The sequence below is a fragment of the Skermanella rosea genome, assembly GCF_016806835.2.
Taxonomy (GTDB): Bacteria; Pseudomonadota; Alphaproteobacteria; order Azospirillales; family Azospirillaceae; genus Skermanella; species Skermanella rosea.
The window spans coordinates 4,492,736-4,506,352 of sequence record NZ_CP086111.1 but is presented as its reverse complement, the minus strand read 5'-3'; the positions used below and the strand labels follow the sequence as shown (position 1 = coordinate 4,506,352).

The 13,617-nt window shown below is 66.7% G+C and carries 17 protein-coding genes; 12 read left to right on the top strand and 5 right to left on the bottom strand.

Going from position 1 to position 13,617, the window contains the following annotated elements:
* Positions 1–31 precede the first annotated feature (31 nt).
* From soxY to JL101_RS21020, 10 genes are all read left to right on the top strand, one after another.
* Complete coding sequence (gene soxY / locus JL101_RS21065; RefSeq protein WP_203096494.1) at positions 32–487, top strand: thiosulfate oxidation carrier protein SoxY; 456 nt, start codon at positions 32–34, stop codon at positions 485–487.
* A 21-nt stretch (positions 488–508) separates the two neighbouring features.
* Positions 509–835: a thiosulfate oxidation carrier complex protein SoxZ gene (soxZ, locus tag JL101_RS21060; protein WP_202679151.1), complete on the top strand. Its 327-nt coding sequence runs from the start codon at positions 509–511 to the stop codon at positions 833–835.
* A 37-nt stretch (positions 836–872) separates the two neighbouring features.
* Positions 873–1,739 (top strand): sulfur oxidation c-type cytochrome SoxA, encoded by an 867-nt coding sequence (soxA, locus tag JL101_RS21055; protein WP_228435034.1) that lies wholly within the window; start codon positions 873–875, stop codon positions 1,737–1,739.
* A gap of 81 nt (positions 1,740–1,820) precedes the next feature.
* Positions 1,821–3,518: a thiosulfohydrolase SoxB gene (gene soxB, locus JL101_RS21050; RefSeq protein WP_203096496.1), complete on the top strand. Its 1,698-nt coding sequence runs from the start codon at positions 1,821–1,823 to the stop codon at positions 3,516–3,518.
* 191 nt (positions 3,519–3,709) lie between these two features.
* Positions 3,710–4,984, top strand: coding sequence for a sulfite dehydrogenase (soxC, locus tag JL101_RS21045; protein WP_228435030.1), 1,275 nt, complete (start codon positions 3,710–3,712; stop codon positions 4,982–4,984).
* The gene (locus JL101_RS21040; protein WP_203096497.1) at positions 4,968–5,663 is read left to right on the top strand and encodes a c-type cytochrome; all 696 of its coding nucleotides are present in this window, start codon (positions 4,968–4,970) and stop codon (positions 5,661–5,663) included. The genes soxC and JL101_RS21040 overlap by 17 nt, the downstream gene beginning before the upstream one ends.
* Before the next feature lie 33 nt (positions 5,664–5,696).
* A complete protein-coding gene (locus JL101_RS21035; protein ID WP_203096498.1) occupies positions 5,697–6,185 on the top strand; it encodes a DsrE family protein in 489 nt (162 codons plus the stop codon).
* A gap of 53 nt (positions 6,186–6,238) precedes the next feature.
* Positions 6,239–6,727, top strand: a complete 489-nt coding sequence (locus JL101_RS21030) for a hypothetical protein (RefSeq protein WP_203096499.1) — start codon at positions 6,239–6,241, stop codon at positions 6,725–6,727.
* A gap of 157 nt (positions 6,728–6,884) precedes the next feature.
* Positions 6,885–8,345 carry a permease gene (locus tag JL101_RS21025; RefSeq protein ID WP_203096500.1) on the top strand — a complete coding sequence of 487 codons (1,461 nt, stop codon included), beginning with the start codon at positions 6,885–6,887 and terminating at the stop codon, positions 8,343–8,345.
* 49 nt (positions 8,346–8,394) lie between these two features.
* Positions 8,395–8,637 carry a thioredoxin family protein gene (locus JL101_RS21020; protein WP_202679145.1) on the top strand — a complete coding sequence of 81 codons (243 nt, stop codon included), beginning with the start codon at positions 8,395–8,397 and terminating at the stop codon, positions 8,635–8,637.
* A gap of 426 nt (positions 8,638–9,063) precedes the next feature.
* Here JL101_RS21020 and JL101_RS21015 read toward each other — a convergent pair whose 3' ends face one another.
* Genes JL101_RS21015 through JL101_RS21005 form a run of 3 tightly spaced genes read right to left on the bottom strand, consistent with a single transcriptional unit; the run spans position 9,064 to position 10,685 of the window.
* A complete protein-coding gene (locus tag JL101_RS21015; protein ID WP_203096501.1) occupies positions 9,064–9,657 on the bottom strand; it encodes a DUF6692 family protein in 594 nt (197 codons plus the stop codon).
* Positions 9,657–10,112, bottom strand: a complete 456-nt coding sequence (locus JL101_RS21010; protein WP_228420783.1) for a DUF305 domain-containing protein — start codon at positions 10,110–10,112, stop codon at positions 9,657–9,659. Before JL101_RS21010 ends, JL101_RS21015 begins: the two co-directional genes overlap by 1 nt.
* Positions 10,113–10,130: 18 nt before the next feature.
* Positions 10,131–10,685: a c-type cytochrome gene (locus tag JL101_RS21005; protein ID WP_203096502.1), complete on the bottom strand. Its 555-nt coding sequence runs from the start codon at positions 10,683–10,685 to the stop codon at positions 10,131–10,133.
* Positions 10,686–11,088: 403 nt separating this feature from the next.
* On the opposite strand from JL101_RS21005, the gene JL101_RS21000 reads away from it, so the two are divergent.
* Positions 11,089–11,358, top strand: coding sequence for a hypothetical protein (locus tag JL101_RS21000; RefSeq protein ID WP_203096503.1), 270 nt, complete (start codon positions 11,089–11,091; stop codon positions 11,356–11,358).
* A 20-nt stretch (positions 11,359–11,378) separates the two neighbouring features.
* Here the strand turns inward: JL101_RS21000 and JL101_RS20995 are convergent, their stop codons facing one another.
* Both JL101_RS20995 and JL101_RS20990 read right to left on the bottom strand, forming a co-directional pair.
* Positions 11,379–12,155, bottom strand: coding sequence for a sulfite exporter TauE/SafE family protein (locus tag JL101_RS20995; RefSeq protein ID WP_203096504.1), 777 nt, complete (start codon positions 12,153–12,155; stop codon positions 11,379–11,381).
* 37 nt (positions 12,156–12,192) lie between these two features.
* Positions 12,193–12,525, bottom strand: coding sequence for an ArsR/SmtB family transcription factor (locus tag JL101_RS20990; protein WP_203096505.1), 333 nt, complete (start codon positions 12,523–12,525; stop codon positions 12,193–12,195).
* Between the two features lie 103 nt (positions 12,526–12,628).
* On the opposite strand from JL101_RS20990, the gene JL101_RS20985 reads away from it, so the two are divergent.
* Complete coding sequence (locus JL101_RS20985; protein WP_456115336.1) at positions 12,629–13,495, top strand: MBL fold metallo-hydrolase; 867 nt, start codon at positions 12,629–12,631, stop codon at positions 13,493–13,495.
* The last annotated feature ends 122 nt before the right edge of the window (positions 13,496–13,617 follow it).

Below are 13,617 nucleotides of genomic sequence, written 5' to 3'. Positions count from 1 at the left end.
TGACATGTTCAGAAAGCAAGGAGGTGACGGCATGAGGCTCACCCGACGCAGGTTCTTCGCGCTATCGACCGGAACGGCCGTCGTGGCCCTCGGCGGATTGCGATCGGTCCCGGCATTCGCCAGCGTCGACGAGACGCGGAAGATGCTGTCCTCCTTCACCGGCGGAAAGGAGCCGCAGGCCGGCCGGATCGTGCTGACCGCGCCCGAGATCGCCGAGAACGGCAATACCGTCCCGATCACGGTGCAGGTCGAAAGCCCGATGACGGACGACGATCATGTCGAATCCGTGATCATCCTGGCGGAGGGCAACCCGAACCCGGGCGTCGCCACCTTCCACTTCACGCCGATGAGCGGCGATGCGACGGCGACCACGCGGATCCGGCTGGCGCAGACGCAGAACGTCGTCGCCGTCGCGAAGATGAAGGACGGGTCCGTCTATTCCGACCGCAAGGAAGTCAAGGTGACCATCGGCGGCTGCGGCGGCTGACCTAACGAAGAGGAGCAACCCATGGCGACGCCCAAACCCCGCGTGAAGCTGCCGAAGACCGCCTCCAAAGGCGAAGTCGTGACGATCAAGACCCTGATCAGCCACGAGATGGAATCCGGTCAGCGCAAGGACAGCAGCGGCAAGACGATCCCGCGCCAGATCATCAATAAGTTCACCTGCGAGTTCAACGGCAGGACGGTGTTCGGCTGCGACCTCGACCCGGCGGTCTCGGCCAATCCGTACCTGGAGTTCACCGCCAAGGTTCCGGAGAGCGGCACCTTCAAGTTCACCTGGGTCGATGACGACGGTTCGGTCTACACCGACGAGCAGCAGATCAAGGTCCAATAAGGAAAAAACCACCGGTCCGCCGGGATGGGAGGCGCGCGTGAAGAAACTGTCTGTCCTGTTGGCGGGGGCGGCCTCGCTGCTGGTTGTCTCGACCGTATCCCACGGGGTCGCCGATCCGGTCGAGGACGAGCTCGAGATCGACGGCGTGACGGTCGCCACCGTCGCCAAGGCTCCGTCGCAGCCGCCCGGGCATCCGTTTCCCGAGGTCAAGTCGGGCTGGCTGTACCGCGAGGCGGAAACCCGGGCCTTGCAGGAGGATAGCTTCGAGAACCCCGGAATGCTCAGCGTCGAGCGGGGAGCCGATCTCTGGGAGACCGCCGAGGGCACCGCGGGCAAGTCCTGCTCCTCCTGCCATGGCGATGCCGCGGAATCCATGAAGGGCGTCGGCGCCAACTATCCGAAATGGAACGCGGAGGCCGGCAAGCCCTTCAACCTGGAACTCCAGATCAACGCCTGCCGGTCCCGGAACATGCAGGCCGAACCCTACCCCTACGACGACCAGCGGCAAAGGGACCTGACGACCTTCATCAGGCACCAGTCGCTGGGGCAACCGGTCGAGATCGACCTGGCGCAGGGCGGGATGATGTCCTGGTGGGAGAAGGGTAGGGACCGGTACTATCAGCGCACCGGCCAGCTCAACTTTTCCTGCGCCTCCTGCCACGAGCAGAATTCCGGCAAATACATCCGTGCCGACCATCTGAGCCAGGGGCAGACCAACGGTTTCCCGACCTACCGGTTCAACACCGCCGGCATGGTCTCGCTGCACAACCGTTTCCGCGGCTGCATCAGGGACACCCGGGCGGAGCAGCCGGAGGCCTTCTCCGACGAACTGATGGCGCTCGAGGTCTATACCGCCTGGCGCGGCACGGGCCTGTCGGTCGAGACGCCGGCCGTCCGGCAATAGCTCCGGCCGACCGCCGACCGACCCTAGACTTCGCCGAACATCGATGCGGCGGCGCGATGCCGTCGGCAAGGGAGATCGTGCATGTTTTCCAGACGTGAATTCCTGTCGGCGACCACGGCCCTCTCCGCGGCGATGGGCCTGGGCATGGCTGGCCGCTGGTCGCGCGCCGCGGCCCAGCAGCGCCTGACCGAGGACGACCTGCTGGGCGCCGGGGATTTCGGAAACCTCACCGTCCTGCACATCACCGACATCCATGCTCAGTTGAAGCCGCTCTATTTCCGCGAACCCTCGATCAACCTGGGGGTGGGCGAGGTCGCCGGCCTGCCGCCGCACGTGACCGGGGCGGATTTCCTCAAGCTCTACGGGATCAAGCCGGGCTCGCCCGACGCCTATGCGCTGACCTCCGAGGACTTCGCCGCCCTGGCCGGGACCTACGGCAGGATGGGCGGGCTCGACCGCATCGCCACCATCGTCGGGCGGGCACGCGCCGAGCGGGGGGAGGAGAACGTCATCCTGCTCGACGGCGGCGACACGTGGCAGGGTAGCTATACGGCGAACAAGACCGCCGGGGCCGACATGATCGAGGCGATGGACCTTCTGCGGCCCGACGCCATGACCGGGCATTGGGAATTCACTTACGGCACCGACCGGGTGAAGGAAGTGGTGGAGAGCCTGTCCTTCCCCTTCCTGGGCTGCAACATCTTCGATGCCGAGTGGGACGAACCGGCCTTCGAGGCCCACCACATGGTGGAACGGGGCGGAGTCAAGGTCGCGGTCATCGGCCAAGCCTTTCCCTATACCCCGATCGCCAACCCGCGCTGGATGATCCCGGGATGGTCGTTCGGCATCCGGGAGGAGCAGGTCGCCAGGACGGTCGAGGCGGTGCGCGCCGACGGGGCGGACTTGGTTATCCTGCTGTCGCACAACGGCTTCGACGTGGATCGCAAGCTGGCGAGCCGCGTCCAGGGCATCGACATCGTCCTGACCGGCCATACCCACGACGCGCTTCCTGAACCGTTCAGGGTCGGGCGGACGCTGCTGATCGCCTCGGGCTCGAACGGGAAGTTCCTCAGCCGGCTCGATCTCGACGTGCGCGACGGCGTGCTGAAGGACTTCCGGTACCGGCTGATCCCGGTGTTCTCCGACGTGATCTCCGCCGACCGGGACATGGCGGCGCTGATCGACAGGGTGCGGGCACCCTACGAGAGCGACCTGAAGCGCGAGATCGGGCGGACCGAGACGCTGCTCTACCGTCGCGGCAACTTCAACGGCAGCTGGGACGACCTGATCTGCGAGGCGCTGCTGGAAGAGCGCGACGCCGAGATCGCCCTGTCCCCCGGTTTCCGGTGGGGAACCACGCTGCCGGCCGGAAGCGCCATCACCGTGGAGGACCTCCACAACAATTGCGCGATGACCTATCCGGCGGCCTACCGCGGCACCATGACCGGGCAGACGCTGAAGACCATCCTGGAGGATGTCGCGGACAATCTTTTCAACACCGACCCCTATTACCAGCAGGGCGGCGACATGGTGCGGGTGGGTGGGCTCGGCTTCGCCATCGACCCGACCCGGACGATCGGCTCCCGCATCTCGGACATGACCATCCTGGCGACCCATGAGCCCGTCGAGGCCGGCAGGGACTATGCCGTCGCCGGGTGGGCGTCGATCAACGAGGACACCGAAGGGCCGGCGATCTGGGACGTGGTGGAGAGCTACCTGGCGAAGCACCCGGTCGTCCGCCTGAAGGAAAACCGCTCCGTCCTGCTCAAGGGCGTCTAGTCGCCCGGCATAGTGGTTTTGATCGATCAGCCGTAGGTCGGGCTCGGCCGAAGGCCGACGCCGACGGCATGGCCGAAGCATTGATGCAGGGTGTCGGCGTTCCCCCTGACGGGCGAAGGACGACCTACAGCACTCCGCTCTGCAAAGACACTAGTGACCACTGGCCTTCGTCCGGCGACTGGAGAAAGACGATGACCGAGAAGATGAACAAGCCCTCGCGACCGCAGGCATCCCGCCGCGCCTTTCTCGGCGGTGCCGCCGCGCTGGGCGCCGGGCTCGCCGTGCGGCCCGCCCTGGCGGCCGGCGACCCGCTGATCACCGAGGTGCAGGATTGGAACCGCTACCTGGGCGATGGGGTGGACGCCCGTCCCTACGGGGTACCGTCCAGGTTCGAAGCCGACGTCGTGCGCCGTGACGTTCCCTGGCTGACCGCGGATTCCAAAAGCTCGGTCAATTTCACGCCGCTGCACAGGCTGGACGGCATCATCACGCCCAACGGCCTCTGCTTCGAGCGGCACCATGGCGGCATCGCCGAGATCGCGCCGGCCGACCACCGGCTGATGGTCCACGGCCTGGTCGAGCGGTCCCTGGTCTTCACCCTGGACGACCTGAAGCGGTTTCCGCGCGAGAACCGGGTCTATTTCCTGGAATGCGCCGCCAACTCGGGCATGGAATGGCGGGGCGCCCAGCTGAACGGCTGCCAATTCACCCACGGCATGGTCCATTGCGTGATGTATACCGGCGTCCGGCTGCGCACCCTTCTCGAAGAGGCGGGATTGAAGACGTCGGGAACCTGGCTGCTGGCCGAAGGGGCCGACGCGTCCGCCATGACCCGTTCGATCCCCCTGGACAAGGCGCTGGACGACTGCCTCGTCGCCTGGGGCATGAACGGCGAGGCCCTGCGGCCGGAACAGGGCTACCCGGTGCGCCTCGTCGTTCCCGGCTGGGAAGGAAACATGTGGGTCAAGTGGCTGCGCCGCCTGGAAGTCGGCGACGCGCCCTGGGAGCACCGCGAGGAAACGTCGAAATACACGGACTTGCTGGCCAACGGCAAAGCCCGGAAGTTCACCTGGCAGATGGAGGTCAAGTCCGTCATCACCAGCCCGAGCCCGCAGGCGCCCATCGCCCACGGGCGGGGGCGGACCGTGGTCTCCGGCCTGGCGTGGTCGGGCAACGGCACGATCCGCCGGGTCGATGTCTCCCTGGACGGCGGGCGCAACTGGCACACGGCCCGGATCGACGGGCCCAGCCTGCCGAAGGCGCTGCACCGGTTCTATCACGAGTTCGACTGGGACGGCTCGGAGCTGTTCCTCCAGTCGCGCGCGATGGACGAAAAAGGCTTCGTCCAGCCGACCAAGGACGATCTGCGCGCCGCGCGCGGCACCAACTCGATCTACCACAACAACGGCATCCAGACCTGGTACCTGAAACCCGACGGAGCGCTCGAGAATGTCGAAGTTTCCTAAGGCATCGCTGCTGGCCGCCTGCCTGCTCGCCATGTCGGCCGGCTCCGTCCATGCCGAGGCGGCTTCCCCGTCCGGCCCGCTCAAGCTGGGCCGCATCGCGACCGAAGCCGAGATCGCGGCGTGGGACCATGACATCCGGCCCGATGGCAAGGGGCTGCCGGAAGGACGGGGCACGGTCGCCGACGGCGAGGTCCTTTTCACCGACAACTGCGCCGCCTGCCACGGCGATTTCGGCGAGGGCGTCGGCCGCTGGCCGGTGCTGGCCGGCGGCGAGGGGACCCTGGACCGGGAGCGGCCGGAAAAGACCATCGGGTCCTATTGGCCCTACCTGTCCACGGTCTACGATTACGTCAACCGCGCGATGCCGTTCGGCAACGCCCGGTCGCTCGGTCCCGACGACGTCTATGCCCTGACCGCCTACCTCTTGTACCTGAACGACATCGTGACGGACGAGGACTTCGAGCTTTCCCGGGAGAACTTCACGGACATCCGGATGCCGAACGTCGATAACTTCGTCCCCGACGACCGCGAGCGGGAAAAGCACTATGTCGCCGATACCGAGCCCTGCATGAAGGACTGCAAGCCGGGACCCGTTGCGATCACCATGCGGGCGCGCGTGCTCGACGTGACGCCGGAGGGCGGCAACGAAGAGGGGCCGGCGGCCGGCAACGTCGACTGACCCGAAACCGTAGCGAAGACCGGAGCAACCAGGATGGCGGGCTTGAAACTCCAGGCGACTGTCCGGGCGCTGGCCCTGGCCGCCGGCTGCATCGTGTCCCTGGCCGCCGCTCCCCGCGCGATCCTTGCGCAGTCCGAGGCCGCCGAGGAGATCGTCTTCCACAAACTGGCCCTGCAGGTCGGCGACGGTGATGCGGAGACCATGCGCTCCGCGCTCGACATCGCCTCCAACGTCTCGCGGAGCTACGGCGCCAAGGCCCACGAGGTCGAGATCCGGATCGTCGTCTACGGCCCGGGCCTCGACATGCTGCGCCCGGACCGTTCGCCGGTTCTGGACCGGCTGAAGGCCTTCGAACAGAGCATGCCGAACGTGACGTTCGTGGCCTGCGGCAACACGCTGGACACCCTGGAGCGCAAGGAGGGCGGGCGGCCCGAACTGGTCTCCCATGCGGAGATCGTCGAGGCGGGAGTGGCGGAGCTGATCGCCCTCCACGAGCAGGGCTACACCATCATCAAGCCTTGAGACGGCATCACACAATGGCGGCATGGGGCCGTCGGACGGATCGGGAGGAGGTCATGTCTTTCGCTATCAGGTTCGGTACGCTCGCTGCGGTCCTGTCGGGGCTGGCACTCAACCCCACCCTGGCCGGCGACATGCAGGGCATTGTCCTCTACGAGGCAAAGGGGAGCTTCGACCAAGCCCGGCACGACCTCGAGGATTCGATCGTCAACCGGGGTTACGTCATCGACTACAATGCGAAGATCGGTGCGATGCTGCAGCGTACCGCCAGCGATGTCGGGAGTACGCGTGCGATCTACGCCGACGCCGAGACGATGCAGTTCTGCTCCGCCCTGCTGTCGCGGAAGGCCATGGAGGCCGACCCCGGCAATATCGCCTACTGCCCCTATGTCCTCTTCGTCTATGCGCCCGCCGACGCGCCGGGCACCAGCGTGGTGGGATTCCGGCGCCTGGGCGAGACCGGATCGGAAAGCTCCCGGGCCGCGTTGAAGGAGATCAATTCCGTTCTGGACGGTATCGCGCGGGAGGCTGCGGGGATCGAATAGGCCTCCTCGCCCCGAAGGGACGCGAGTAGTGGGCGGTCCCGGGTCACCCGGATTTGCCGTGACCACCGGCGGGCGCTTTGACATGTGTCACGGCGGATCGCCCGATACCGTCGCCTAATGCCCCTCGACACGCTGCGAACCGAGGGGGATCCCCGACGTGGAACCGTCCGCCATTCTCGTCGAGACCATGCAGAGCGGGTTCGGGAGTCTCGCGGCCTATCTGGCCGCGCATGTGCTGCTGTGCCTAGTGCCGGCCTTCTTCATCGCGGGCGGCCTCTCCGCGCTGATGCCGAAGCCGGTGATCACCCGTTTCCTGGGACCCGGCGCGCCGAAGGCCATAGCCTATCCGGCGGCCACCGCCGCCGGGAGCCTGCTGGCCGTCTGCTCCTGCACCATCGTCCCGCTGTTCGCGGGCATCTACAGGAAGGGCGCCGGGCTGGGGCCGGCCATCACCTTCCTGTTCTTCGCGCCCGCGGCCAACATCCTGGCGCTGACCTACACGGGCGCCGCGCTGGGGGCCGAGTTCGCGGCGGCGCGTCTCGTGCTGTCGCTGGTCTTCGGCATCGGCATCGGGATGATCATGGCGCTGGTCTTCAGCGGGGACGACCGCGTCCACGCCGGCGAGCCCGACGGCGCCTTTGCCGGGGCTGAGCGCCTCCACCCCCCGGCCGTCGTCCTGATGCTTCTCCTGGTGGCGCTGCTCGTCGCCGGAACGCTTAAGGTCGGCCTCCTGCTCGACAGCTATGCCAGCGTCACCCTGCCGATCCACGGCATGGACGGGGTCGAGGCGACGCTGCACCGGCTGGTGCCCTTCGATCCCGCGAGGGGCGAGGAGGGGATCGGCGCGCAAGGGGCGGTCCTCGTCCTGCTGCTGGGCATCATCGCGGCGGTGGCACCGATCGGGCTGGGCCGGGTGGACGAGGGGTTCAACCGCTGGACCTGGGCGACGCTGGCGCTGGTCTTGCTGACCCTGGCGGTCGCGGCCGTCGGCGTGCAGCCCCGGGCCGGCGGCGTCACGCTCCACCTGACCGGGAGACTGGTCGGCGTGGTGGCCATCATGGCGGCGATCGCCTGGGTCGCCTGCCGCCACATCGACCGGTTCGAGGTTCGGCAGTGGCTGTGGGAGAGCTGGCGGTTCGTCCGCCAGATCTTCCCGCTGCTGGTCGTCGGCGTCTTCGCGGTAGGGGTCCTGCGCGTGTTCATCCGGCCGGAATGGGTGGAGACGATGGCCGGCAGCAACACCGTTCCCGCCAATCTGGTGGGCGTCGTCTTCGGTGTGTTCATGTACTTCCCGACCCTGGTCGAGGTGCCGGTCGCGCAGATGTTCCTGTCGCTCGGCATGCATCCGGGGCCGCTGCTGGCCTACCTGATGGCGGACCCCGAGCTGAGCCTGCAAAGCATCCTGATCACCGCCGGCATCGTCGGCCGGACCAAGGCGTGGGCCTATGTCGGCCTGGTCGCGCTGTTCAGCACGGCGGCGGGCCTGACCTTCGGGGCATGGCGGGACGGAACAAGCCTATGGCTGCTCGGCGGAGGATTCGTGGTTTGCCTGCTGGTCCTTGCCGCGGTCCTGCATGCCTTCCATCGCCGGGCCGGCACCATGACGAAGGCCGCTTGAGCCTCGAACGCTAACGTGAGCAACCACTGCTTCGAAGGAGGATGGAATCATGCGCGTCAAGGTCCTTGGGCCGGGTTGCGCCCGCTGCAAGCGCCTGGAGGAACTGACCCGGGAGGCGGCGCAGGAAGCCGGCGTCGCCGTCGAGATCGAGCATGTCACGGACATGGCCCGGATCCTCGATTACTCCGTCATCAGCACGCCGGGCCTCGTCGTCGGGGAGGAGGTCAAGATGTCCGGCCGATTGCCGCGCCGGGAGGAGATCGTGGCTTGGCTGAGGCAGGCAGCCGCATAGGCCGGAGCGGCGAACGATCGGCGCGGCCTTCATCCTGACCGACCCGATCTTCCGGGGGGCTGGCGGCCTCCCTGCTGTTCGGCCCGCTGACTTCGACCCTGCAGACCGTCCTGGTCATCCCACACCTGCCCGGCACGCTGATTATTGATCAACCTGAAATGGAATTTCCGGGAGCGCTCTCGTTTCTTTGTCCGTCATGACCGGGCTTGACCCGGTCATCGCTTGCAGACTCCATCAGCGCCGCCGTGCGGGAGATACCCGGATCAAGTCCGGGTATGACGAAAAGGAGGTATTTCTCGCCGTATCAGGCGCTTTTTCGCGATTAGCAAAAAATGTGCCGGACAGCTGTGTGATTATCCCGGCCATCCACGTCGTCCTGCGGGTCGACGGCTGACCGGGCGTCCGCCGGGTTCCGGGAAAAGTCCCTCACGCACCCGGTGCCGGATCGACCATCGCCGGTTCTGACAGGCAGTCCAGATAGCCGCGATAACCGACCTTGAGCCTCTGCCCGACCTCGAAGATCATGTTGGCCTCCCGGTGCCTTACGCCGTCGCGGCCTTCGGCTGGCTCTCCGGCATCAGGTGAGACGGTGATCCGGATCGGAGGCGCGGCCAGGGAGAAATCTGCGCCCTGTCCGACGTCGCCGTCGATCGGCGCCGGTTCCAAGACGACCAGGTTCCCGTTCAGCCTGACGATCCCGACCACCGTTTCTCCAGCGGCTCCCATGCTCACCGCCAGAGCCGGCTTGCCTGCGGCCGTGTACCGGAATTCGCAGCCGGGACCCGCACCGACTGCCTTGCGGATCTGCGCGCCGTTCATCGTGGCGGGATCCAGGGTCGGTATATGCGCGCCCGCGAGCGCCTCCTCCGCCGGGACGATCCTCGCGATCTCGGGTGCGTGGATGGCCCCCGTGTCGTCGTCCGGCGCGTCGTCCTGGCCACACCCGGCGAGCAGCCCAAGGACGAATATCAGTCCCGGGAGAAAAGGGACCCGTCCATTCTGCGGAAACACGGCATCCATCAGTCCCGCGCCTCCAGGTCGGCGGCGAGGTACTTCATCTCCGCGATCTCGCGCTCCTGGGCTTCGACGATCTCCTCCGCGAGCTTGCGGACCCGCGGATCGGTGATCTGGGCACGCTCGCTCGTCAGGATCGCGATAGAGTGGTGCGGGATCATCGCCTTCATGTACTCGACGTCGTCCACCGTCGCCTGGCTGCGCACGACCCAGAGCGAAAAGGCGAAGACCGCGATGGAGCCCCCGAATATGGCGAGGTTGACCGCCCGCTTCCTGTACATGTTCAGCATGTAGCCAAGCATGATGATGGACATGGTGGAACCCATGACCAGCGCCATCCAGGCGCGCGTCTCGCTCCAGAAGACATGCTCAAACGAGTAGGTATTCAGGTACATCAGACCGTACATGACGACCGTCGAGGTCGCTATCATCGCGGCGAAGCGCCAGTACGACATCTGCATCAGGCTCGTCCTCCCTGGTCAGTACGCATGATCGCCGCCCTTGTCGTTCGCACCACCGGAAATCGCGTACTCCTCGGGCGTCATGGCCGGCAGTTCCTTGACGAAGGCGACGATCCCCCAGAGCGCCCGGTCGTCGTGGGTCGGCCCGAACGCCGGCATTCCGCTCATCTTCACCCCGTGCTTGACGATCCAGAACAATTCCTGCGCCTCCCACTCGGCCGACGCTTCGGCGAGGTGGGGCGGCCTCGGCCGCATGCCGCTCGCCCAAGGGGACCGTTCGACACCCGGTCCGGCGTGGCAGTGCTGGCACATCGACTTGTACGAGCGTGCGCCGGTTTCGATCATGTCCGGAGCGATGTCTTCGGGCACCTCGGTGTCCGCGGCGCGGCTCTCGACGGAATTATGAAAGGTAGTGTCGAACGCCCACCGAGTGAACGAGGCATGCTCTTCCGTCGCGGCAACGTTGAACGCACCCGTATAGACGATGAGCAATCCGACGATGCCGAGCAGTGCCAGAGTGCCCACCATGCCCGCGGCGGCTGCCAGGCCTATGGATTTCTTCCGACTGTCCATCTCTTTCCGCCGTTCCCTTCACCAGGGCTTGCCCGCATTGCTTTTTCCGTATTTTTGCAACAAGGCATCCCGGACCCGGTTCCAAAAACGGTGGAGCCGTTGGTTGAACCGCGTCCACTTCGGGGCACCCTCCGAAAACGCCGATCCTGTTTAGGTCGGCATTCCATGCCCTGTAGGCTGGAGCGGAATAACGGCTGCGACGCGCGCCGACTTGATCCAGTTTAATTCCATGACTTGAATGCGCGACGACACTGAAGCGAGGCTCAATCCTTTTCAGGAAGAAGGCGCGACCATGCGTATTCCCACAGTATTTATGGTTGCCTTGGCGTTGTCCCTGCCGGCCTCCCGAGGAGTCCTCGCGCAGTCGCCCCCGGCGGACGATACGCCGATCTATGGGAGCCAGATGATGACCCAGCAGGAGCGGGCGGATCATCGCAACCGCATGCATCAGGCCAAGTCCGCGGAGGAACGGGAGCAGTTGCGCCAGGAACATCATCGCCAGATGCAGGCCCGCGCCAAGGAGCGTGGCGTCACCTTGCCCGATGAACCTCCCCCGATGCCCGGCCATGGCGGCATGGGCATGGGGCAGGGAATGGGCATGGGACCTGGCGGCGGAGGTGGCTCGGGCGGCGGCGGTCCCGGCGGCGGCGGTCCCGGCGGCGGCTCCCAGTAAGGGGTCTCCTTTCCGGGCGGTCAGAGCAGCCCGAAGGCGCCCGCGTTCCGGTACAGCATGTAGGCCGCGACGGCGAACATCACGCCGGCGAAGATCCGGGTCAGCGCCCCCTTCCTGGTGGACAGCCGGACCGCGGCCTTCAGCCCGGCGAAGCCGCCCGCCAGCCCGCCCGCGATGAACAGGCCCGCGATCGTCCAATCGACCAGACCGGAAACGGCGTAGTTGGCTGCGGTGGTCAGGCCGAAGGCGCCGACCGAGAACAGGGAGGAACCGACGGCGCTGAGCACCGTCATGCCGCTGCCGAACAGGATGCCGGGCACGACCAGGAAGCCGCCGCCGATCCCGAACAGGCCCGACACGGTCCCGACCATGAACCCGATGGCCAGCAGCCGGACCGCGATCCGCCGGTCGATGCGGACCGCGGGATCGCCCTCGCCACCCCGCCGGCGCAGCATGGAAACCCCGACCGCGACCATCGCCAGCGCGAACAGGAACAGCAGCTTCTCGCCCTCCACCGCCTTTCCGATGGTCGAGCCGACCAGGGCCCCGAAAACGCCGGCGGCGGCGAAGGTGGCGGCGCACGGCCACTTCACCGTCCCGGCGCGGGCGTGCTGGGCGAGGTTGGCGAAGGCGCTCACGGCGACCGCCACCGCGCTGGTGCCGATCGCGACGTGGGGGTCCGGCACGCCGACCACGTAGAGCAGAAGCGGCACGGCGAGGATCGACCCGCCGCCGCCGATCAGGCCGAGGGTGAAGCCGACCAGCGAGCCGGACAGGATCGTGAGGAGTTCTTGCATCGGGGCACGCTCGGGCTGTGGGGAACGGGAAAGGGCGTCAGCCGGTTCGGCGGTCGGCGCAGAAAAGGCGGTGCAACTCGGCCAGGATCGGGCGGACCCGCTCGGAGGCGATGCGGTAATGGATTCCGACGCCCTCGCGCCGGGTCGCCAGGAGACCCTCTTCGCGCAGCTTGGCGAGGTGCTGGGACACGTTGGACTGCGATTGGCCCAGCCGCCGGACCAGCTCGCCTGCCTGCATCTCGCCCTCGACGAGCGAGCACAGGATCATCAGGCGATGACGGTTCGACAGCGACCGCAGGAACGCTTCGGCCTCAGCGGCCCGCGCTTCCAACTCGGCCGGGTTCAGCGGATCGTCGCTCGGCTCTCCCATGTCAATGCTCATTGTCTAATTTAGCATTGACTAATATAACGGCTGGACCCACCTGTTCAAGCAGCAACGCGAGTAGCCCTCGAAAGGGCCGATACAGGAGGTCATGATGAAACCGGACGTCATCCCCTTTTTCGACGAGGCAACCAACACCGTCAGCTACGTGGTCGTCGATCCCGCCACCAAGGCCGCGGCCCTGGTCGACAGCGTGCTCGATTTCGACCCGAAGTCGGGGCGCACCTCGACCGCCTCGGCGGACCGCCTGGTCGCGGCGGTGCATGAGCGCGGCCTCGCGGCCGAGTGGATACTGGAGACGCACATCCACGCCGACCACCTGTCCGCCGCCCCCTACCTGAAGGAGAAGCTGGGCGGCCGTATCGGCATCGGAGAGCACATACGCGAAGTCCAGAAGGTCTTCCGGACCCTGTTCAACATGGAGCCCGCCTTCGTCACCGACGGGCGCCAGTTCGACCACCTGTTTACCGACGGCGAGCGGTTCCGGATCGGCGGACTGGAGGCCAGGGCCATCCACACGCCCGGCCACACGCCGGCCGACATGACCTATGTGGTCGGCGACGCGGCTTTCGTCGGCGACACGCTGTTCCAGCCCGACTACGGCACGGCGCGATGCGACTTCCCCGGCGGCGACGCCCACGCCCTGTACCGCTCGATCCGGCGCATCCTGGACCTGCCGCCTGAGACCCGGCTGTTCACCGGCCACGACTACAAGGCTCCGGGACGGGATCAATTCGCCTGGGAAAGCACGGTAGCCCAGCAGAGGGCGCGCAACATCCATGTCCACGACGGCGTGGGCGAGGAAGAGTTCGTCGCCCTGCGCCAAGCCCGCGACAAGACGCTGGATATGCCCAAGCTGATCATCCCCTCGATCCAGGTGAATGTCCGGGCCGGGCGGCTGCCGCCGCCGGAGGACGACGGCAAGCGTTACCTGAAGATCCCCATCGACGCCCTCTGAGTGGGGGGCTCGGGCGGATCCCGGTCCACGGGTCGCCTTCCGCCGGCCCGCCGGATTGCGCAAGCGGCTCTTGGGTGAGCAGATTCCTGAAACGGTCTGGAACGGCGGGGTCTGGGAAACGT